General features: G+C 56.7%; 16 protein-coding genes. 12 read left to right on the plus strand and 4 right to left on the minus strand.

All coding sequences use genetic code 11. The features are described 5' to 3' along the window. The first annotated feature begins 111 nt into the window (after nt 1–111). Nucleotides 112–1,518, plus strand: coding sequence for a hypothetical protein (locus PMI07_RS13025; RefSeq protein WP_007753314.1), 1,407 nt, complete (start codon nt 112–114; stop codon nt 1,516–1,518). 249 nt (nt 1,519–1,767) lie between these two features. After that, complete coding sequence (locus PMI07_RS13030; protein WP_348626242.1) at nt 1,768–2,841, plus strand: glycosyltransferase family 2 protein; 1,074 nt, start codon at nt 1,768–1,770, stop codon at nt 2,839–2,841. 9 nt (nt 2,842–2,850) lie between these two features. On the opposite strand, the gene PMI07_RS13035 is transcribed toward PMI07_RS13030, so the two are convergent. Further along, nucleotides 2,851–4,290 (minus strand): oligosaccharide flippase family protein, encoded by a 1,440-nt coding sequence (locus PMI07_RS13035; protein WP_007753308.1) that lies wholly within the window; start codon nt 4,288–4,290, stop codon nt 2,851–2,853. A gap of 485 nt (nt 4,291–4,775) precedes the next feature. Here PMI07_RS13035 and PMI07_RS13040 point away from each other — a divergent pair, with 485 nt between their 5' ends. Together PMI07_RS13040 and PMI07_RS13045 are read left to right on the plus strand one after the other, a co-directional pair. Continuing rightward, on the plus strand, nt 4,776–6,110 hold the full coding sequence (locus tag PMI07_RS13040; RefSeq protein ID WP_007753301.1) for an NAD(P)-binding protein: 1,335 nt from the start codon (nt 4,776–4,778) through the stop codon (nt 6,108–6,110). A gap of 55 nt (nt 6,111–6,165) precedes the next feature. Next, entirely contained in the window at nt 6,166–7,245 is a 1,080-nt protein-coding gene (locus tag PMI07_RS13045; protein WP_007753300.1) for a glycosyltransferase family 4 protein, read from the plus strand. Between the two features lie 50 nt (nt 7,246–7,295). On the opposite strand, the gene PMI07_RS13050 is transcribed toward PMI07_RS13045, so the two are convergent. Further along, nucleotides 7,296–8,027: a hypothetical protein gene (locus PMI07_RS13050; protein ID WP_007753295.1), complete on the minus strand. Its 732-nt coding sequence runs from the start codon at nt 8,025–8,027 to the stop codon at nt 7,296–7,298. Between the two features lie 821 nt (nt 8,028–8,848). Here PMI07_RS13050 and PMI07_RS13060 point away from each other — a divergent pair. From PMI07_RS13060 to PMI07_RS13090, 7 genes are all read left to right on the plus strand, one after another. Beyond that, nucleotides 8,849–9,625 (plus strand): TylF/MycF/NovP-related O-methyltransferase, encoded by a 777-nt coding sequence (locus PMI07_RS13060; protein WP_007753290.1) that lies wholly within the window; start codon nt 8,849–8,851, stop codon nt 9,623–9,625. A gap of 513 nt (nt 9,626–10,138) precedes the next feature. Beyond that, nucleotides 10,139–11,920, plus strand: coding sequence for an SARP family transcriptional regulator (locus PMI07_RS13065; protein ID WP_155956454.1), 1,782 nt, complete (start codon nt 10,139–10,141; stop codon nt 11,918–11,920). 37 nt (nt 11,921–11,957) lie between these two features. Further along, on the plus strand, nt 11,958–12,971 hold the full coding sequence (locus PMI07_RS13070) for a phosphatase PAP2 family protein (protein ID WP_007753275.1): 1,014 nt from the start codon (nt 11,958–11,960) through the stop codon (nt 12,969–12,971). Between the two features lie 36 nt (nt 12,972–13,007). Continuing rightward, nucleotides 13,008–14,705, plus strand: a complete 1,698-nt coding sequence (locus PMI07_RS13075; protein ID WP_007753274.1) for a S8/S53 family peptidase — start codon at nt 13,008–13,010, stop codon at nt 14,703–14,705. Nucleotides 14,706–15,526: 821 nt separating this feature from the next. Continuing rightward, the gene (locus PMI07_RS13080) at nt 15,527–16,243 is read left to right on the plus strand and encodes a ThiF family adenylyltransferase (protein ID WP_007753271.1); all 717 of its coding nucleotides are present in this window, start codon (nt 15,527–15,529) and stop codon (nt 16,241–16,243) included. A 1,013-nt stretch (nt 16,244–17,256) separates the two neighbouring features. Continuing rightward, nucleotides 17,257–17,484, plus strand: a complete 228-nt coding sequence (locus tag PMI07_RS34860) for a hypothetical protein (RefSeq protein WP_007753266.1) — start codon at nt 17,257–17,259, stop codon at nt 17,482–17,484. An 83-nt stretch (nt 17,485–17,567) separates the two neighbouring features. Next, nucleotides 17,568–17,834, plus strand: coding sequence for a hypothetical protein (locus tag PMI07_RS13090; protein WP_007753263.1), 267 nt, complete (start codon nt 17,568–17,570; stop codon nt 17,832–17,834). 173 nt (nt 17,835–18,007) lie between these two features. Here PMI07_RS13090 and PMI07_RS13095 read toward each other — a convergent pair whose 3' ends face one another. Together PMI07_RS13095 and denD are read right to left on the minus strand one after the other, a co-directional pair. Beyond that, nucleotides 18,008–19,591: a diguanylate cyclase gene (locus PMI07_RS13095; protein WP_007753260.1), complete on the minus strand. Its 1,584-nt coding sequence runs from the start codon at nt 19,589–19,591 to the stop codon at nt 18,008–18,010. 196 nt (nt 19,592–19,787) lie between these two features. Continuing rightward, nucleotides 19,788–20,771 (minus strand): D-erythronate dehydrogenase, encoded by a 984-nt coding sequence (gene denD, locus PMI07_RS13100; protein WP_007761228.1) that lies wholly within the window; start codon nt 20,769–20,771, stop codon nt 19,788–19,790. A gap of 178 nt (nt 20,772–20,949) precedes the next feature. On the opposite strand from denD, the gene PMI07_RS13105 reads away from it, so the two are divergent. Beyond that, the gene (locus tag PMI07_RS13105) at nt 20,950–22,395 is read left to right on the plus strand and encodes an FAD-binding oxidoreductase (RefSeq protein WP_007761231.1); all 1,446 of its coding nucleotides are present in this window, start codon (nt 20,950–20,952) and stop codon (nt 22,393–22,395) included. Nucleotides 22,396–22,421: the final 26 nt, after the last annotated feature.

The following is a 22,421-nucleotide window of genomic DNA, read 5'->3' on the forward strand; positions in this document are numbered from 1 at the left end:
CCTTGCCTTCCATGTCAAACTCCTAATAAATATAGCTGCTGCTTCATGGAACATCCAGCAAAGGCGAGTCAGCCGCACGTTTGTCAACGAGGGCAACGAAGGTGTCGGGGCATGAGCTTAGAGCCGATTGGGATTTTTACCCTCGCGCTGGGCGTTTTGTGTCTTCTGCTGGGCAGTAGCTCAACTGTCATCGTATTTGTGACCCTTACGGTATTCGGAGCCGCGGCCGCGATCCTGGCAGGCTCAGCCAGTATTCAGCCTGCCCATCTCTTCCTTGGTTTCCTCGCTTTTTCGACGTTGTCGTTTCAGAGAGATTTCGCTGTCGCGCTGGCGGAGTTTAAGTTTCCAAAGCCAGCATTTTGGTTGACGTGTTTGCTTTTCTACGGGGCTGCTGCCGGCTTTTTTGCACCACGGCTGTTCGCCGGCGCAACGAATATTATCCCGCTCGGCACGTCCGACTATCCCTCTACGGGTGGAGCGGTACCTTTGGGGCCGGTTTCCAGCAATTTCACTCAGGCCGTTTACCTTGCCGCTGATCTCCTGACCTTCGTGCTGATGGCCTGCATCGGCTCGACGGAACGCGGATTTCGCGCAATTGCGATTGGTGTGGCCGGTTTCTCGGTGGCCAATGCTGCATTCGCCATACTTGATCTCGCCACCTATGGGACCAGTATGCAAAGCCTCTTTGGGTATATTCGCAATGCTCAGTATGTGTTTCACGATGAGGACGTCGTTGCCGGAGTGAAGCGCGTCGTCGGATCCTGGCCCGAGGCTTCCGCCTTCGCTGGCATGTCGCTGGCGTCCATTGGTTTTACCGGCACCATGTGGTTATGCGGCCGCAATTCACGCCTGAACGGGTCTCTCTTCCTGATTTCTGTGTTCCTCGTCGTGCGGTCAACATCCTCAACCGGGCTCTTCGCCCTCCCCTTGTGCTGCGTTCTTCTTTTTTTGACTGCGGCGGGGCGCGGTATCGGTTCAACTGCCAGCACATGGCGAAGCACAACCACGGTCGTATTTGTTCCACCTCTCCTCGTAACCGTCGCGCTCGTTTTAGCCCTGGACAACGATCTCTATCGAAAGATCTATGATTACGTTGATCTTTTGCTACTGAGCAAATCCACATCCTCGTCAGCCATGGTGCGCGGATCCTGGAACTTATATGCGTATCAGAACTTCATCGATTCCTTCGGACTGGGGGTTGGGCTGGGGACGTCGCGAACTTCCAGCTTCATCTTTGCACTTCTGTCGAATGTCGGTGTCCCGGGGACGATCTTTTTTTTCCTGTTCGTGCTTTCTGTTCTCCTCCGCCAACGAAGCCTGCCCCGGAGCGGGACTTCGGATATCCAGCTCTCGGCTCGAAATGGATGTATTTGCATTATGATAGGAGCCCTGGTTGCCGGCCCGACCGTCGACCTTGGATTGCTATTCTTTATACTGGCGGGTCTGGCATGGGCGCGTCCGGCAACCGCGAGAGTCACGGTGCCACAACAGCAGCTTTTTCTGAGGCAGATTTCCTAGCTTCATTCGCTCTGCGAGACGAATGAGATCGCTCGCGCAGCGTTGTCAAACAACGGAACAGCCTCTCGTGGATATTGCAGTGCACCTTCAAAGCTTGTCAGATCGACGATCCAGTGATAGAATTCCGTTTGTATTGCACAGTATATCCTCCCAAGTCGCATTATCCTCCCGGCGGTAGAAACCGAGATGATGGATGCTGCACGAATAGCATCAAGACCGATGTCAATGGGGCAAGTTATGAAGAGCGGCGTGCATCAATCTTCCCCATCTTCTGGGATTTCTCGGGAAATCGGAACGTCGGCAACGCAAGTTGAGTCAAGCTCCGTCCGACCCAAGCTTGCGGTTGTTATTACCTGCTTTAATTACGCCCAGTATGTGGGCCTCGCAATCCAGAGCGTTCAATCACAGGGCCGTAGTGACTGCGAGATAGTCGTTGTGGATGATGGATCCACAGACGGTTCCTGGGATGTGATTGAGAGTTTTGGCGTCAAAGCGTTTCGGATCGAGAATGGTGGCCAGAGGGGCGCGTGCTACTTCGGTTTCAAACAAACGTCTGCGCCGTTTATCCTATTTCTTGATGCTGACGACGAACTCCTTCCCGGCTCTCTCGATGTGATCGTCAACAAGCTGGATAGCGGCGTGGCTAAGCTTCAATTTCCGCTGCGGCGCGTCAATCGCGACGGAGAAGCTATCAGCGGCCCCATTCCGGCACTCAAGGACGATCGCGGTCGTGCCCTCGCTAGGCGCGTGTTGAAAACCGGTGTCTATCCTTCACCCCCAACGTCAGGCAACGTCTTCAGACGTGACGTCTGTGAGCTGCTCGAGAGTGCTGAATACGACAACGCCGTCGATGGCGTCATCCTTTTCGCGGCTCCATTTATGGGCGATATCGTCAGCGTCGGGCAGGAGCTTGGGCTGTATCGAGTCCACGACCGAAATAAGTCGGGGGTAGGCAATCTTCTAAATCCGCTGTCTTTCCATGGGGATCTCCAGCGGTTTCTGGATAGAATGCAGCATTTGCGACAGGTCCTGGATGAACATGGACTTGCCGTCGACCTAGTCGCTGCGGAGCGCACCTATTATTTCCTTGAGCGCAGTCTATATCTGGCAATCGCATCAGACGAGACAATATCTGCGTCAGATCTCCTGCGATTGGTGATGACGCTGTGGTCCGATGAGCATCCGATCCGAGCCAAACTGAGTTTGACTACGTTTTTTGTGCTTGTCGGCCTGGTTTCGAAGGAGCGTGCGCGCCGCCTTCTCGCCTATAGGCTGGGCGCGGGCATCCGTTCGACCCCGGGGCTCGTTCGGGCTCTATTGTGATTCGCACGCTCAGTGCCGATCGACCAAATCCAACTTTCCAGGTCCGATATCAATTCGGACGCCGAGTGCAAAGAGAGAGACGCAGTAAGCAACCGCGCCAACGAAAGCGACCGCCGCGAGCCTAAGGAAGGCGTGGATTTGCAATCCATCGAGCTCTGCCCGCAGCAATATGACCGCGACGGCCATAGCCCCCGCCGAAACGATTATCTTCCAGAGATTTTTAAGCTGTATTGTAATTCCTACAGCGAAGACCCGCCGCGCCTGCGCCACGTAGAGCCCAAACATCGCAAACGAGATGAAAATCCGCGCTACACAGGCTCCTAAAGCAGAAAAAAAGAAGAAGGCCGAAGAGACAAATAAAACTCGGATGGCAAGATCCAATAAATTATTCCGGAATATCTCTTTTGGCCTGCCAATCGATAGCAGTGCGGCGTAGAGAACCTGAAAATATGGAGCGGGAATTACCGATATCGCTAGCAGCCTCAGATAAATGGAAGCATCTTTCCACTGCGGCCCAAGCACGATGTCGGTAACCAGATCGGCCGTCAGCGAAATTCCCAAGCAAGCCGGGACGGAGATCAGCATCGCGAAACGTGTTGCCCTCAACAAGGCGAATTTCATACGAGCATGGTCGGTGTTTATCTTGGAAAAGGCGGCCATGACCGGCTGCAAAGCCGGCCCGATAATACTCTGCGTGGGTATGACAGCCACATCATTTGCAACAGCGTAGCGGCCAAGCATTGCGTGACTGCCGAAAGCGCCGACGAGGAAGCGGTCATATTGCCAATTGAATGCCGATATCAGTTGGGCGAAACTGTACCAACCAATAAAACTTGCGAAGTCTGATAAGCGCTCAAGGGATAACCGCGGTCGGTATGGGGCCAGAAAGTGAGACGCTAAAGTTGCAGCCAATGCGTTCGTTACATAGCTTGCGACGATCGCCCAGTAAGAGCCTCCGGAATTCACAATGGTTACGGTGGCCACGAAGGCGCAGAGTTTGCTGGCCATCTCGATCAGGAATGTGGGTCGAAAATTCACATCGCGGATAAAATGAATTGTGGCAGGGCTTGCAAAGCCCTTCAAAGCCGGACCGAAGGCTAAGACTGCAATTGCCGGTACTAACGAAGTATCACCTCTAATCCATGAATATGGAAACATGGCCGCCAAAAGGAACGCCGTGACGGCAATGCTGCGCAATACGCCAAGTGTGAAAGCGGTGTCCAGATGGCTCCTGTCAACGGTTCCGAGGCGGATCAGCGCTTGAGTGGTTGGTATTTCGAGCACCGTATCAACAACGACGACCAGCGCCATTGCAAGCGCAACCAACCCAAATTCGGCCGGCTGAAGAAGCCGCGCGAGGATGAGCAAAGTGAGGACGTCTATGCTGCGACCAACGATCCTTGAAACGACGAGCCAACTGGCTCCTTTCACGGCTGCCCAAGCGAGCATTAAGGCACCGCCCCCTTTGTTTTACCGGCAATGTTTCTCAGGTATTGCTCTGATCGCTTGGCCATTTGACGGCAATGCGATCGACGGAAATGACGTTGCCGATCCAGCGAAGACAAGCAACAATATCAAAGGCTAGTCACGCGCCCAACCCGCGTCTTGCAGCTGGCCACCGGCACGGTTCAACGCAAATGTCTGATCCTTCCGTCATCCAGATGGAAACCGATCGGTGGCGTGTAGACTAAGCCTTCTTCTCGCTGCTTGTCGACTATGAAACCACAACATCAATCTGGATAGGGTGGCCCTACAGATAATGACGCTGCCTTTGCGGATTGAATTGAGACGCCTTCCTCCCTTTGAGGTAGTCTAAATAAAAACGGCCTATCTTATTGTTTAGAATCGGGAACAAACCTGGGATCGTCCGATTCTATCTACATCATCAAAATAGTGTTACCCTCGCTGCATCACCTGTCTTGATGGAAGGAATGATGGCTGTAGACCTACATTCAGTACAACACGCGGTAGACGTGGAAAATCTTGACGTCATTGTCCTTGGTGCAGGTGTCAGCGGGCTCGTCTCGGCAGCCATTCTCGCCGGGCAAGGCTATCAGAATATTCGCTTGATCGACGAGTACCACCACATCGGGGGCAACCATATTCATTGGTCGTCAAATGGTTACTCCTTCGACGTCGGGAGCCTGATCTTTCAAGATGATTCTCCGCTTCTGACGCATTTTCCGGAATTGCTTCCCTTATATGTCCCGATCAAACCTCGCTGGGGTCGCCTCACACCACAGGGAAAGATTTCAACCTACCCGATCTCCTGGCGCGACGATATTGTTGGGGCGGGAGCGGTGGGTGTCATTCGCATCTTGTCCTCAGTCATCTACGCACGTCTGTTCCAGCGTCATATGCGCAACGCAAGGGAGTTTGCGCGATACTGGATGGGCGACTACTTGCTGCGTCGATCAGGTCTGGAATCTTACATGTGCCGATTCTACGGGGTCAGCCCCGACAAGATCGACATCGAATTGGCGAAGAAACGGATGCTGTGGATCAGCGAACATGGCTCGATAACGAACCTCGTGCGGCGCCTATGTTCGCGCGCTCCGGCCGGCCCGAGAAATAGGCAACTCGCCCGCCCGCAAGCTGGCTTCGACCTTCTCTATGGAGTGGCAAGGCAAAGTCTCGAACAACGGGGCGTCACGTTCGAACTTGGTGCCCAGATGAGCAAAATCGAGAAAGTCGATAACGGATTCAATGTGCACCTTGGCGACCGGGTTCTCTTTGCATCCCGCTTGATCTCCACTATCCCTTTGGAGCGAATGAAGGCTCTCTGCGCGCTGCAATCGGATCGACGTCTCGAAACGATCACCCTCATCAGTCTCTTTTTCAGTTTTTATGGCGAACGGGGCTTCGATCAGTCGGTTTTCTACAATTTTTCCCACCAGGGCGCCTGGAAAAGGCTAACCGTCTATTCTGATTTCTATGGCCGTGTGGATGGCCGGGAATATTTCGGCGTGGAAGTCATTGCCGATCAGATTGGCGGCTCGGTTGCAAACGCCGAAGCAGACTTCCGCACGCATCTGGGCGCTAACAAGCTGTTCCGAGGCGATCTGAGGTTGGAGGGAAGTAAAATTCTCACCAACGCGTATCCCATCTATAGCCAAGGCGCAGCGTATCATGCTGCCGAGGCGATCCGGGCCCTACGCGCCTTGGGGATCGAATCTTTCGGGCGCCACGGCGCTTTTAACTACCAACCCACCGCCCGCGTCTCCACGCTCGACGCAGAAGCGGCACTTGGATTTAAACGGATGCTCTGATCGACGGGGGATAGGAGGGGGTTCTCGGCCAGTGGCGAGACGATTGGAGAAACATATGCGGATTTTGCACATTCTCGGTCATACCCGTCGCCGCAATGGAAATGTCCATGCCGCCATCGATCTTGCCTGTGCCCAAGCTAAGCGTGGCCACCAGGTGCGGATCGCGCATGGCGGGGGAGACTTCGAGACATTGCTTGCGCACAACAAGGTGATTTCCGTCAGCATTGATCAGCGAAGAAGGCCTGTCACGTTGCTGAAAGCATTGCTGGCGCTTAGAACGCAAATGGACGAATTTCAGCCCGACATCGTGCATGCTCACATGATGACGAGTGCGGTTTTGGCGTTCCCTATCTGTCGGCTAAGCGGTAAACCACTGGTCACGACTGTGCACAATGCGTTTGAAAGAAGTGCGACATTGATGGGGTTGGGAGCGCGCGTCATCGCTGTCAGCGACGCGGTTTCCGCTTCCATGCAGCGTCGAGGAATAGCCGGCGCCAAGTTGCGGACCGTGCTCAATGGGACGATTGGATCGGCTCGATTTGAAGGCCGCGGCTGCTCGCCAGCCGAGCTCTCCCATCCGAACATCCTGTTCGTCGGCGGCATGCATCCGCGCAAGGGCCTCCCGGATCTTTTGGAGGCGTTCAGGCTCTTGAGTGACACATACCCGGAGGCGCATCTCTATGTCGCGGGTGGCGGTCCATTTAAAACCGCCTATCAACAACTTGCCGCCGACACTGGTTGCGGCGACAAGATCACCTTCGTCGGCGGCGTCGACGAACCCCTTCCCTTCATGAAAGGCGCCGACATTTTCGTCCTGCCATCGCACGCGGATCCAGCACCGCTTGTCCTCTCCGAGGCGCGAGAGGCGGGCTGCGCGGTCGTCGGGACAAATGTGGATGGGATCCCACAACTGCTGGATTTCGGTAAAGCCGGTCTCATTGTTCCGCCCGGAGATCCAAAGGCATTGGCTGAGGTCCTTGGCACTTTATTAGGCGATCGCGGGCAACTGAGACATTGGCGAGAAAGAAGTCAGTCGAACATCGGTCGTCTTACGATTGAACGCGTCGCCGCCGAGACCGAGGACGTCTACTATTCCGCACTTGGGCAACCGTCAAAATCTGCCACCATCGCCTAGCGCTCGTGCGTCCAAGAGCCGGTTCCCAGGCCTGCTGGATAACAATCACCTCAAATTCGGCCCAGGCGGCGCTTGAGATAAGAGTTCTCATGAGGATCGGCATAGTGAAACAATGCGGTCGCGCGCACCTCGCCCTTATCGACCGGTTCATTGGTGTGAATGCTTCGGTATCCCCAGAAAAAATAGAGGCTGCCCGGGACGAGAGCCACGCGTTTCACGGCGCCGATCTTCTGCATCCGCGACTTCAGAAACCGTTGGGTCAGATGGTTGTCGATAATGGCCTTGTCGATAAGATTGAGGACATAATTGGAGCGGATCCCGCGGGTATTGGGAATGATGAGGAAGTCACCACGTTGGCCGACAGTGGGAATTTCGATCGGGATAAGGGCCGTGATTGCATAGGAGTCGTAGTGGAATAAAAATGAATGCTCCGAAGCGGTCTCCCCCGTCAAACAGCGCAGGATCTGATGGAATTTGATCTCGGGCGCCGGCCTTCCACAACCAAATGAATATAAACGCGAAAACAACGACTTGAAGGCGGCCAGGTTGGCTAGGTCGTCCAAGCCCGAACCCGCCAATGCATCGCGGTTCAATGAAATTGTCTGATTTCCACCGGAAGCAAGCGCCAATGCCACAAACTCGCGCAGGCGGCGAAGGTCCTCCTCCAGGAGGAATGATGACATGCAGTATATTCCGTCGCCATCGATGCGGCGCGCTATCGCGCAAACCTCGTCGTCAGATATCGCCGCCAACTTGGACATTGCGTTGGCAAGAAAAGACATGGCGGGCCTCCGAACCGTGAGCTTGGAACCCTCACGCTTATTCTGTTAAAATCACATGCTGCTTCGATTGTGTCTGGCTCACGGAATATGGTCTCTTCTCCTTTCGGCCGGCCGAATGATACCTATCCGCGACGCCTCCTGCTCTCTGACCAAACCATATAAAGTATCCCCGCAAAGTAACCTATCTGGAGCAGGACAAAACAACTGAGTGTGAGCAGCAAAGCCCTTAGGCCATCGTCCAGCGTTATGTAAGTGGCAATCCCGAATACGGCTGCGACAACGATCGTCTGCAGGAATGCGGCCGGCGCGGACATCAGCTTCATCCAGCGTTTCAAGGCGGTCAACATTTGTCCGTCCTTCCGGTCGGTTCCCGCCCGCCCCTATGGCTCCAAACACCTGCAGCGCGAATTTTGACTTTCCATAACGAAAGCCTCGCTGGGAGCCCGGAAATCCAACAACAACTTGTCCTGTCAGGGAAGTAAGTCTTTGGCGGTATGGCGCTACATCGAAATGGGTAAAGTTCGGCAGTCCAAGCCGGAGAACCGTACGACCTTTGGTGCACGATCCTCCCTCACGAGAGCAATAGGACACGCTTGGATGAGATGTTCTAATGAGAGAGCCAGGTCCGCTTCACCGGCAGGCAGCAACGGTGGATGCGATAAGAGTTAGTCGCACTTCGTTTCTGCGGATGTGAGGGAAAGTTTGCGCGATCAAGCTGGGTCGTCACGCTGGCTGCGGGTTCTCAATTATCCTTCGATTGCAGGACATGATAATAATTTTGGCTTGAAGTATGTATTGAAATAGAGAGAGGGAAAGAAGAGATGGACAATTTTTTTATTGCATCTGATTTCGATTGGGAAGTAAAACGCGCGTCCCATCTCGACAGAGCTTTGAACATTGTCACGCGGCGCTTCGGGATCAACTCAGACACTGCCAATTTTTTCGACAACATCATCCATAAAGTCACGGGATTGAGATTTTCGTCCGTGCGCTCGGGGATCTCCACGAATGTGGAGCAGCGGATGAATATGTATCATCTTGTGGCGCAGACCATCGCGTATGATGTTCCCGGCGACCTAGTTGAGGTTGGATGCAATGAAGGCCAATCTTCCGTATTGATTGCGAAGGTGCTCAAAAGCCTGAAATCCGACAAAAGATTGCATGTCTACGACAGCTTTGAAGGGCTCCCTCCCGCGCGGGCGGAAGACGGTCAGTCGTACAAAGCAGGTGATTTGAAAACGTCTCAAGACGTCCTCTTAAGGAATTTTGCTACCCATGGCCTGGAAAACCCTGTGATCCACAAGGGGTGGTTTCAAGACACTTTGAAGCAAAGTCTGCCCGAGAGGATCTCATTCGCCTATCTGGACGGGGATTTTTATGACTCGATCATGGTCAGCTTACGATATGTCTATCCCAAGCTTTCGAGAGGTGCTGTGTGCCTGATTGACGACTATTGTGACGTCGAAATCAATCCCAGCGGATGGAACAATCTCCCAGGGGTAAAGAAGGCCTGCGATGACTTCATGTCCGACAAGCCCGAGGAAATTTGCTATATCTATTCGGGTACCTTCAGCCATGCTTTTTTCAGGAAGCTCTAGGCGATCCACGCAAGTCGAACACGGCGCCCGATATTATCATCAGCCTCGGAAAGATTCTCAGCGCCTTCCTCAATTCAGTCAAATCGCATTTCTGATAGTTGTCGAACTGCATTGATCTGCTGATCCCGAACGCGGGCTGCCAGGCCCCAGGCGAACGCGAACTTGCAGAGATCGCCATGCACGTCCGCTCCACTCTGAAACATCTCGATCCCGATCATTTGCGCGTTCCAGGCCGCAATCCTCCGGGACAAACGCACGTTCTCAAGCTCCTGGTCGATTGACGCTGTTTTGACGCTGCTTTGACTGTGACACGCTAGGCAACGCTTCAGTCTACAGGGATCAATTCTTATGCTTCATGTCATTGATGGCCATCGCGGTCTATCTGGTAACTTTGCAGGTAGACCTGTCGTGCTATTGTCAACGGCGACGCATGTGTCAGACTGCCGGTCGGACGGAAAGATCGGGTTCGATGATCTCGAATTCGGCGTAAAGACACCTGGACCGATGAATCGCATGGATGAAAATCATGCAGCATTCCGGATGTATATGCTTGGCCCCTTCAGCCTGGTCGATGGCAAGGGAAAGTCTGTTGCGCCCAGATCCCAGAAAGCCCAGGCGATCCTCGCCATGCTCGCTCTCTCGGCGCGAGGGTCACGCTCGCGCGTCTGGCTGCGAGACAAATTGTGGAGCGATCGGTCGGAGGATCAGGCGGCTGCGAGCCTGAGACAGGCCCTTCTGGACATTCACAAAGCGCTCGGCTCGCACCGCGGTCTGATTATCGCGGACAAGAATACGGTGTGGCTGAATATGGATCGTGTCGTGCTCGACACAGACGAGGTGCTGCGAACCGAGCGCGCAGCCGATATGATCACCGACGAATTGCTGGAAGGCATCGATATCCGGGATCCGGAATTTGAGGATTGGCTGACGGTCGAAAGGCAGAACTGGTACCGGCGTCTTGAGGACGGACGTGTCGAGGATGTCTTTGAACCACGCCAGCAACCCCGCCGAGATATCGAGAGGCACTCCGCACTTTTGCCGGTAACCGGCGTCGGCGAGCAGCTTCCGTCAAATATTCCTCCTGTTGCGGCTGGAACAGAGGCAGACAAACCCCCTTCGCCCGACAACCTCCAATGGACCATCACTTTACGTCCGCCCATTGTTGTCGGTGCCGGTGACGGCGGCCAGATCGCTGCGTTGCAGTATCAAAACTTGCTTGCGAAAGCTATTTTCGATGGCCTTGGTCTTGGCGTTACCGATCTGTTCCTCGATCCGAATTCCGGTCAGCCGGATGGAAAGATGGGACTTCCTCTCTGCCTTCAGCTGCGGCTGACATTCGATGGCAGCATGGTGCTTGTAGAGCTTGCGATCAAGCACCTTCTCGACAACCGAATCATGTGGCTCGGCAGTCGTATCGTCGGACGAACGCAGATTGAGCGGGCGGAATTCGGGGTTGCAGCGGCCCTGATCAGCCAGACTGTGGACCAGTTGTCATTATTTCAGGAAATCAACGCAGGCAATGGCCGGATGACCAGGGACGGCCTCTACATCGATGCGGTCAATTCGATCTTCCGGCTGTCGAGAAACGATCTTGAAGCAGCAGAAAGGCGCCTGAAGGAGGAGATTGAGTATCAGCCGCGGCCTTCAGCTTTCGCTTGGCTCTCCTTCATCCGCACCTTCCAGGTCGGGCAGCGCTTTACCGCACTGGATACGCCTCTGATCGACGAGGCCGAAGCCTATGCGCGCAAAGCTCTGGAACTCGATCCGAACAATTCCGTCTCGCTTGCACTCGTGGGGCACGTCCATTCGTTTCTGTTCAGAGAGTATGATTATGCGGCCGGCCTTTTTGAAAAGTCGATCCGGCTGAACTCCGCCTCACCCCTCGGGTGGGATCTCTATGCCATACTGCATTGCTTTGCAGGCCAGCCTGAGAAGGCCAGCGCCATGGCGCGATGGGTCCAGGATCTGAGCGTCTATAGCGCCCATAAATACTATTTCGATACGACCAAATCGATCAGCGCCAGCTTGGCCGGTGACCATAGCGGGGCGATCGAGGCTGGCGAGGATGCACTGCGCGCTCGGCCGAATTTCAATAGTCTTTTGCGATATTTAGCCTCCAGTCATGCGCATGCGGGCAATCTTGATGCTGCGCGCCATTACCTGGAGCGGCTAGATACGGTCGAAAACGGTTTCTCAATAACGGCGTTCCGGGACAGCGGGTATCCGTTGCTGAGCACGGGCGGCGGCAAGATGCTGATCGACGGTCTGATCAAGGCGGGTGCCCGAACCCGCTGACGTCGAGACAATCATAGCGCACATCAGGAGGCTGGGTATGGCAGGAGAACTGAACGTCCTTACACCATCAAGAGTTGCGCATTTCTTAAATTTTTATCAATTCAAGGTGGAGCCGGATGCGGTACTACCCTGCGAGCCGAGGTCTACTGAGCCGCCGGCCGATCCCCCACCCGTCGCGCCGACACCCTTGCCTGAGGAACCTGCGCCCGCCGGGGATGTTCCGGCAATGGGCGAGAATCCGCCAGTGATGATGGTGGCAATGGCCGCCGCCGCGGTCCTTGGTGTAGCGAACAAGTCGGTGCTCAACAAAGCGGCGCTCAACAAGAACAAAAACAAAAACAAGAATAAAAACAAGAACAAGTCGACCATGGACGGCGCAAGCCTTGGCGTGTCGCAACTTATACCAGCGTTCGAACTCCGCCGGTTGCACCAGCAGCCGTCGCGGAACGCGTTTACCGCTGCGCGCCGCTTTACCTGGGAAATGCTCGACATTCAACCGCCTCCCGGTCCGGATTATACCCGCCTTGAAACCGAGGTCATGCTTTCAATGCAGCGGCGTGACCGCGAACGGGCACGACGGTTGCCGGACATTCAGGCCGAGGCGACCACGTCCGTCTCAGAATTTACGCGCGCTCTTCACATCGAGGATCTTGGTGGATTCGAGCAGACCGAGGGGCTGTTTCAGGCCATCTTGACGGCATGCGAGTATGTGGGGCTAATCTACAAGAGCCAGTTCAACAGGTTGCGCCCGCACCAATTCGAACCGTTGCTGCGACCGCTTCTTCCGGTGCCTGTGCACGAATCCTATCCCAGTAACCATTCATTCCAGTGCTTTTCGATCGCGTTTGCCTTTTCAACGATACTGCCTGAGCATCCGGTAACCGACGAACTTGCACGGATCGCCCAAAACGTCGCGGAAAATCGCGAATGGGCGGGACTGCACTACCCGAGCGATACGCAAGCTGGACGTGATCTTGCCCGGCGTTTTGCGCCATATCTGCATGACGCTTTCGGGCCGCTCTTCCAGACCGTCCATGACGAGTGGACCTGATACAGGATCGTTCTTTTTGGAGAAACGGAGATCATGATGTCTGCCGACACGGAAGCATTGCAATCCACGCCTATCAGTTACTACTATCTCTGGCACTTGACTGCGTTGGGGGTCATCGACGCGGACTATGGTTCGCCACCGCTCGTCCCGCCGGCGGAGAACGAGACAGCGGTGTGCGGACGTCCAGGTCCGGAAATCAGTGGAACTATCTGGGACACGATCGCGGCAAGCGGCCCCGTCCGCCCGGCGCGGGTGGCGCTGATCGATGTGGGGGTTGCGCCGGATCATCCAAATCTGATAACGCGACTGGACCGCGACGCCTCGATCGATCTGACGACACATCGCTACGGTTCGCGCGTAGCAGACATTCTAAACACGACGACTTCCTTCGATCGCGAAGAAAAGCATTCCTTCTTTGCGGGGCTCAGTATCGCTGCTCTCGGAAATCTCGGTCTATCCAGTGACGACCGCGAATATCTGAATGACATCGTCTCCGAGTATGCGGCCTCTCAAGGCGTTATTCGTCGCTTGTTTCACCCCGAGGCGCTTTTCTCCTCACATGGCACCTGCTGTGCAGGGCTGATCGTCGGAGAACCGGCGGTCATTCTGGAAGAAGGCGGGACGTCGGCCACACCAGAGAGTGCTTTCTACGACGACAGGGACGGCATACCGTTCCCGAGCGCCAACCGAAACGTTCTTCCCTATTTCGGCGTGGACCCATTTTCGCAGCTGATTTCGATCCGGACCTCTTTCGAAGACGACGTCCAGCAATTCATTGCTGCATTCCTTTACGCCTTTCATATGCAGGCCGACGTTATCGTTCTGCCGCGCGGCCTGCCCGATCCCAAACGCAGCCGCGTCCGGCCCAAGAACGAACTTAAGGCAGATCTGGAGCTTTGGAAAAACCAGGCAGCGGCCGATCTCTTCGCTCGTATCGCATTGGGGGAATCGGGGCCGGCTGAACTGGAGCCCAAGGCGCCGCAAAAAGGTTCCAATCCGGATCGCGCGTGGCACGTGCTCAAGCAACTGATCATCGCCATTAGTCGCCAGATTCCAGTCGTTTGCGCCGCGGGAAACAGCGGTGAAAGTCAATTGATTTATCCGGCGAGCTTGGCGGCAGCCGACAACGGGATCATCGCCGTGGGCGCGGTAACGGTCGAAGGCTACCGATCGGGATACAGCAACTATGGTGAGGGCCTCACTGTTGTTTCGCCTGCGGATGACGGCGAGGTCTTCAATCGTCACCAGTTACGCGTCGACCGATTGTCTCCTTTTGCCGCGCAGCACGACTACGGGGCGTTTGGAGTGCGGGAGTATCAGCATTCACATTTTTCACTGCTGACGACCGATCTGCCGGGCATATTCGGATATGGCCGGGGCGCTGAGCCTTGGTCGGCGATTGTGCCCTTCGGAGACAATCCCGGCGTAGGCGGGGGCTACTATACCGCCTTCGGCGGCACGTCGGGAGCATCGGCGCTGGCAGGCGGTGTTTGCGCACTGATCCAGCGGGCCCACAAGAGCCGGAATGGGGTCGGCGCCAGATTGTCCGGTCCAGTCGTCAAGTCTATCCTGCGAGGAGCGTCGCGCCTCGATACGGCGGTAGCTCCGGGAGTACGTGCGTTGACGGCGGATTGCATGAATGCAGAAGGCGAAGATGCTCTTAACATGACCTATTTCTTCGGTTCTGGTTTGCCAGACGTTCGTGCGGCCGTCGCTGCCGTATTGGCGCTGTGATCCTTTGCTGTCGACTTTCTTGCAGTCGGACGGGGCTTTCCAGAGAGCCGATTTCGGTTGAGGCATTTTTCACGGAACTTTAACGCGTTGCTGGCGGCCCGATGACGGGCCTGCACGAAGCTCTTCTCAACGGAAGACAATACGAGATCACGGTTTGAGCCGGATGGCCATAGGTACGGGCGTTCTGGCGACGACCATTTAGTTCCTGAAGTTGCGGATTTCCAGGCCTGAGATCCACAGGTTTCGCAGAGCGGTGGGGGGCAGACGATAGGCCGGGCGATAGCGATCTACCCGACAACCGTGGCGGAGCTTCCGCACAGGACGGGAACCGTCCCGCTGCAAGCTACGAAACTTCGGCCGCGCAATCGCTGCCCGATGAATTTCAATACGTGTCGCCATGCACGCACAGTCAACAGACGCTCGAAAGCATCTTGCATATGGTCTACGCCATTCCCTGGGAGTGTGCCGTTCGCATCAATGCTTGCCTTTCAGAGCCCAGGCTGAGCACCGAGTCCGGGCAGCAGAATTCATCATCGCGTATGCTGCCCGCCTCATTCCGCTCATCGATATCGCCCCTGACGGGTCGAGCGTCTGGGCGGCGATGTTCTTCTGATCTCCGGGACATCGTCGCCATCCCATCCTGGAGCGCCAAAATCCCGGCGCTCGTCGACAAGCTTGCACGCTGCGGATCGGCAGCAGATAACCGGCGTGCAGTTGTGTCAGCACTGTAAACCGCACCAATCCTGACACGCATGGAGGCCAGTTCGCCCCAGCGAGCTGACGGCCATTGCGCCCGGAAGGCCTCTCAAGGAAAGATGACAATGAGAACCATTGATTATCATACTGATCTCTTCGACGCTATTCGTGACACCGATTTCGTAATCGTGGGATGCGGGAGCCTCGCCGCGCAGATCGCCGCTCAACTGGCGGCTCTTGGCGCACACCGTTTCTTTCTGGTTGACAGCGACCGCATTGAAGCGGGTAGCATGAGGCGGCTGAATTGGGTCAAGGCAGAGGATGTCGGCCAGTTGAAAAGCGACCGATTGGCGACCTATCTGGCTGCGCACTTTTCGGCAACAGTCGCGATCACACCCGAATCTGCCGACGAGGCGGAGGCCGCGCGGCTCGTGCTAGATCGAGCGCGTAAACCATTTCTGGTCCTGGCCGAGGGCGATATTGCGGTCACTCAGCGTTTCCTCTCGGCATATACCACCGCTGCTCAGCAGCCTGCGCCCTATCTGCATGTAGGTCATGGCAACCATCATTGTGTTGCAGGGCTACTTGCGGTTGGACGCGACGACGCGTGCCACTTCTGCGGTTCGCCGCTTCAAGGGTCAGTGGAAACGAGCATTGCCGATCGGTCGAAGCCTAGCCACGACGCGCCAATTGCAGACTTTGCCGTTTCACAGATTGCCATCCAATGCCTCATCCGCAGCCGCTCACCACGCGGTCAACGCTGGATCTTCGAGCCGACCGGAAGCTACGCGCTATTTGATCCGGCACCAAAGAGTCCGTCACACCCAGTGTACCATTTTTAAGCTCCGGCATGCGGGACCCTTTTTACCCATCGTCCCGCTTGTGGGAGGCGCTTTCAAACCTCATCGCTCGTTGTATAGACTTGGCCCGCTGAACGGGCCACTCATCGCCCTGTGCGAGAAGTCATGCGCCGACGGGACGGACAATGGCTCCGTTGTTGGGAAAGATGCAACGCCCCCGGCGCGGCGTTTGATCTAGCTATTCGCGGGTTCAACTGGAATGGTCGACTGGAGCTCAGCCCAGTGTTCTTGGGGAAGCATGCAAGTCAGCGCATCCTCTCCGGGACGGCGAGCATCAGCGCTTTCAGTCGGCACCATCCCTTTTCATCAGGTTGGTCTTCAGCAACCTGAGTTCTCCGAAAACACCGGTGACTATCGCTTACCGCTATACCAGTCCCCAGGATGTCATCCCGCGGCATACCCACATAACCGCGGCCTTCAATCCCAGCGGAATACTCCATCTGCCTTGTTGATCTGGCAACGAGAACGGTTGCGTCTGACCTCCTCCTTATGTCGCGGGCTTCCGTTCCGAATGCAGCTGGGCGCTTCCGTAAATGTCGTTCTTCATTCTGTGCCGGGCGAAGGCAGCCCGCCATCTGCATCCATCTGTCTTATCGCGTTCTCCCGAAACCTTACCGCAAAGAGATTTCGGTTCACCGTCACTTTTGACGGAAATTTAACGTGTTGCTGGCGGGGAGATGACGGCTTGGGGAGAAGTTCATTGCAACGAAAGACTGCGGAGAACATCGTCGGCTGGCTGCCTTTGGCCCCACCCGACGGCGAACAACCGGCTGTCGGGCAGATATAGCCCGGGCTGGACTCGACGCTCATTGGGCGGGTTCTCACACGGCTTTCGTATCCCGGAAAACGAGGGACCAGTGCCTCCTGAAGGTCGGCTATCGGCTGAGGCAAAATCCCCTTCGGGAGCAATCGACGACAGCCGGGACTCCCTCGCCTGTCGCGAACTCAGCAGCGATGCCTGCAAGGCGGGCATGGCCCAAACATGGAGTAAGGAAATGACCATACCGATAGAGAAAATCGCGTTCCTCGTCGTGGCGGTTTGTTCGGCATCTTTCGCCGAGCACGTCCTTGCCTACGACGGGCACCGGGAGACAGCCCAGTCGCTCGCAGGCCAGACCGAGCCTGCCGGCGTCGGAGCGAAGGCCGACATTACCAAGGAGATGGCGCAGGTCCGCTCTCCAACCAGTCGTGACAACCGGTCGACCGGCGACGAACACAGGTAAGCCGGCGTCGACATCCAAACAGTTCATTCAAGACATCGATCGACTGGTCGCAACGAAGTCGATCCGTAACAAGGAGCACTGCCATGAAATACTCAGCTATCTCGACCGTTCTCGCAACGCTGATCGGATTCACGTCCGTGGACAGTCACGCCTTCGCCGCGGAGGGGGAATATTACGACGGCGTTTCCGGTACGGAGGACCACCTGATGGTGACGACGGACTCGCTGGGCATCCCATTGATCACCCGGTACGGCTATCCGAGGACGAACAACCCGCGCACGCTCGGCAATCCCCCTGCGCCGATGATCGACAGTGGTGACTACTTCGATGGTGTAGTCCGTCCGGACTAATCATTGAGGTTGGGGGCGTGAGCGCCGGGTTTCCCGGCGCTCACTGGTCCGATTTGTAACAACTTGCTCTATGTGTTTGATCGTCTCAATGCCACACCGAGTAAATACCTGGGTTTCAGACGCCAAACGAAATCTTCAGCCAAAGGCCGATTAGTTGAAACACATTGCTGGCATCAGCGCGCCTTGACGAGGGCCGGCATAGTCTCGGCTTCGGTCATTCGCCAGGTGTTGCGGCCGTCCGCCTTTGCCCGGTAGAGAGCACGGTCGGCGGCCTGGACGAGCATCTCGCGGTCGCTGCCGATAATGCTTGCTGCGGCGATACCGATGCTGACGCCGATACTGATCGACAATCCCCTGATCCGGAAAGGCTCGTCGAAGGCCGATATGCATCGATCGGCAAGACCGGTATCCGCCTGGCCTTTGGTTTTCACGAGGATAGCGAATTCGTCGCCGCCGAGGCGCGCGACCAGATGTCCGCCCGCCGCCGAACGCAGCCGCTCACCGGTCATCTTCAACACCTCGTCGCCGGCGGCATGGCCGAACGTATCATTGACCGGCTTGAACCCATCGAGATCGAGGCAATAGACGACGACAAAACCCTCGTCCGCTTCAGGCTTGAGTGCCTCGTCGAGCGCCTTGTAAAATTGCATCCGGTTCGGCAGTCCGGTCAGGACGTCATGGTGCGCCAGTCGGTTGGCCTCGGCCTCTGCAAGCACCCGATCGCTGACGTCAGCGATCGTCAGCAGGAGCCGCCGGTCGCCACCGTCGTTGAGCAGCCGAACATAGATGAGGACGTGGTGTTCCTGGCCCTTCGCCGTGCGCTGTCGCCAGACCGTGCGAGCTTCACAGTCGCTGTCGAGATTGCGAAGGCTGGCCGCGAACTCCTCACGCTGGCCGTCGGCATGCATGTCGCAAACGGCTTTGGCCAAAAGGACCGATCGCTCATAGCCATAGAATTGAAGCGCTGCATGATTGGCTTCAAGGACCGCAAGACTGTCGCCATCACAGAGCAGCATCGGCATCGGGTTTGCCTCAAACAACTGCCGAAGCCATTCTTCGCGCTGCTTGAGACTGGTGATGTCGATGCGCATTCCGATGGCGCCGCCATCCGGCGTGCGGCGATCGTCGTAGCGCAGCCATCGCCCGTCTTTCATCTGCCGCTCCTCCTGCGATACGGGCTGACGAAACTTGGCCATGCGTTCGCTGAGCCAGGCGTCCTGATCCGGCACGACCTCCTGGATGCTGCCGCCCGCAAGGCTGATCTTCAAAATTTCCTCGAACGGAATTCCGGGCGTCAGATACTCGGCGATATCGGCATAGAGATCGGCGTATTTCTGGTTCCAAAGCACGTAGCGGTCCTTGGCATCGAAGACACAGACGGCCTCTGGCAACATCTCGATGACATATCGGAGCCGCAGATTGGCTTCGCGCACAGCCAGCCCAGCGGATGTTTCCGGCACACCGGTTTCGATCCAGACCACGGTGATGGGTTCGCTTGACCCGGGATATGGTGAGACTCTGATGTTGTAGTTTCGTGTTTCCCCTGCCCTGTCGCGCAGGAGAACCGGAGAACCATCGGGCCGATCAAGCGGCCACGTAGGCAGGAGATCGGCAGCGCTGGTGTCATGCAGCGTGTCCGCTCCGTCAAAGAGCGCTCGGGCCTCGGAATTCGCAAAGACGACGAAACCCGCCGCGTTCACAATGAGCGCAGCGAGTGGACAGGATTCCAGCAAGACCATCACTTCCGCACCAAGCATGGCTTCCTCAAGCACTGCCGATCTGACCGGAACAATTCCGGATGGAAGCTTAAGCGGGAAGGATAAAATAAATCGCTAAAGTTCAAGCACGCATATAGATGATACATCATCGCGATGAGATATTCCGACATCCGACCGGCAGGTTGCCGCTCACGTCGAGAGCGGCAACCTGCCGGTCAACGTCCGGGATTTCCCGTTACAGGCGGCCTCCAAGCTCATCTTCGATATGGACCCGGATGATCTCGTCGAAATTCTTCTCCGCGGTGAAGCCGAGAGCCGTAGCACGTTTTGCCTCGAAACCGGGGGCCCAGCCGGCGACCATTTTCATGATCATCTCGTCCGGCACGCGACGAATGAGGCTTACGGCCCTTTCGCCCGCCACCCGGCGAAGCGCATCGATCTGCTCGCCGACGGTCGCGCTAACGCCCGGCATTGAAAGATTGCGATGCGGGCCGACCTGAGCGAGATTCATATTCGCCGCATGGATGAGATAGCCGACAGCCGAGCGCGGCGAGGTATGCCAGTGGCGGACGTCCTCCGGCACAGGCAGAATGGCCTCCTGCCCGATCAACGGCTCTCGCAGAATGTTCGAAAAGAACCCGGAGGCCGCCTTGTTGGGTTTGCCGGGCCTGATGCACACGGTCGGCAGCCGGATGCCGATGCCCTCGAAGAAGCCATGGCGGGTGTAATCCGAAAGAAGCAGCTCCGAAATGGCCTTCTGCGTGCCATAGCTGGTGAGCGGCGTGAGGTGGAAGTTATCGGGAATGGGGAACGGAAGCGGAGCACCGGCGACAGCGATGGACGACGTGAAGATGACCCGCGGCTTGTAGCCGTCCTGACCGTTTGCGAGGCGGATTGCATCGAACAGGTAGCGGGTACCGTCGAGATTAACCCGGTAGCCCTTTTCGAAATCGAGCTCCGCCTCTGCCGAGACGATCGCGGCAAGGTGAAAGATCACGTCGGGGCGGGACTGAATGAGTTTTTCAGCCTCACCCGGCATCGAAAGGTCCGCGTCGCTCGTCACTACCAATCCGGAAAACCCTTCCGGGTGATCGGGCTTCACGACGTCGACGAGGGTCAGCTTGTCGATCGGCTTGCCGAGAACTCCACCCTCCGCGATGAGACGCGCCGTCAGTTTGCGGCCCACCATCCCTGCTGCGCCTATGATCAGAATATGCATGCTTCCTCCCATCTCCATCCGAAGCGCGTGACTGCCCGATGCCGATATTTATATTGTACGGTTGTCTGATAACCTTATATGCTTCCGTTGAAAACAGGATAGTTGTGCGCCCGGATAAGGCGCGGAGCAAATGAAACTATCCAGCAAAGGGACGGATCTTCCGAAGGAACCACCGAGAATGACGAGCCTGCAAACTGACCCGGCCGGAGAGCATCGCGTCCTTCTGCGATCGATGCTTGGCGAAGACCTTGTCTTGACGGATGCGGACGCGATGGCGCGATACTGTCGCGACTGGCACGGGGACGTGACCAGCGCTGCGGTTGCCGTCCTCAGACCCCGGTCGACGGAAGGCGTCGTCGCCTGTGTGAAAGCCTGTCGCGAGCTCGGCCTTACCATCGTCCCGCAGGGCGGCAATACTGGCCTCGTGCTGGGTGGCATTCCCGATATGTCGGAACGTCAGGTCGTTCTCAGCCTGGAACGCATGAACCGTATCCGCAAGATCGATGTCGACGACTTCTCCGCCGTCGCCGAGGCCGGCTGCATCCTGTGGGAGCTGAAGGAAGCGATCGCCGCACAGGGAATGTTCTTCCCGCTGGCGCTCGGTGCACAGGGAAGCTGCCGGATCGGCGGCAACGTCTCGACCAATGCCGGCGGCATCAATGTGCTGCGATACGGCATGACGCGCGAACTCGTGCTGGGGCTGGAGGTCGTCCTGCCTGACGGCACGATCTTCGACGGGCTTTCTACGCTCAGGAAGGACAATCGCGGCATAGACTTAAAGCAGCTCTTCATCGGCGCGGAGGGCACGCTCGGCATCGTCACCGCCGTATCGATCAAGCTGACGCCCAACCCCGATCAGGTTGCGACTGCCCTCGTCGGCCTCGCCTCACTGGAGGACGCGATCACGCTCTATCGCCGTGCCCGGCGCGATTGCAGCGACCTGATGTCCGCCTTCGAATTCATGCCGCCCCTTGCCTTCACGCTCGCCCGCGAATCCATGCCCGATCTGCCGATCCCGATGGCGACCGAGTATCCCTCTTATGTTCTCATGGAGGTATCCGGGTCGGGTCTCGTCGATATCGACAACCTGATGCAGCGGTTCCTCGAAGGCGTCATGGAAGACGGTATTGTCCTCGATGGCGCGATTGCCTCCTCACAGGCACAGGCAAGAAACCTGTGGCTGATCCGGGAAGGGATGAACGAAGGCCAGGCGAAACGTGGCGTCCATATGCGCAGCGACGTTTCGGTTCCGCTCTCCAAGGTACCTTCTTTCGTGGCCGAGGCGGAAAAGGCGATCCACGAGGCGCTGCCCGACTGTGTCTGCGTCTCCTACGGCCATGTCGGCGACGGAAATGTTCATCTCAACGTTCTGCCGTCCACAGAACTGCCTCATGAGCAGCGGCTCGAGAGAATCTATCGGTCGAAGACGATCCTGAACCAGGTTTTGGACCGTTTCCACGGGAGCCTCAGCGCTGAACACGGTATCGGCCGGCTCAAGCGGTCGGATTTCGAGGCGCGCCTTCCGGAAACCAAGCGCCGGCTGCTGACGGCCATCAAGAATGCCATCGACCCGGACATGATGATGAACCCTGGTTGCCAGTTGAATTTTACGCAGAAGTCGTAGAAGAGCCTCACAAGGGAGAGCGGGCG

The organism is Rhizobium sp. CF080 (genome assembly GCF_000282095.2).
GTDB lineage: Bacteria > Pseudomonadota > Alphaproteobacteria > Rhizobiales > Rhizobiaceae > Neorhizobium.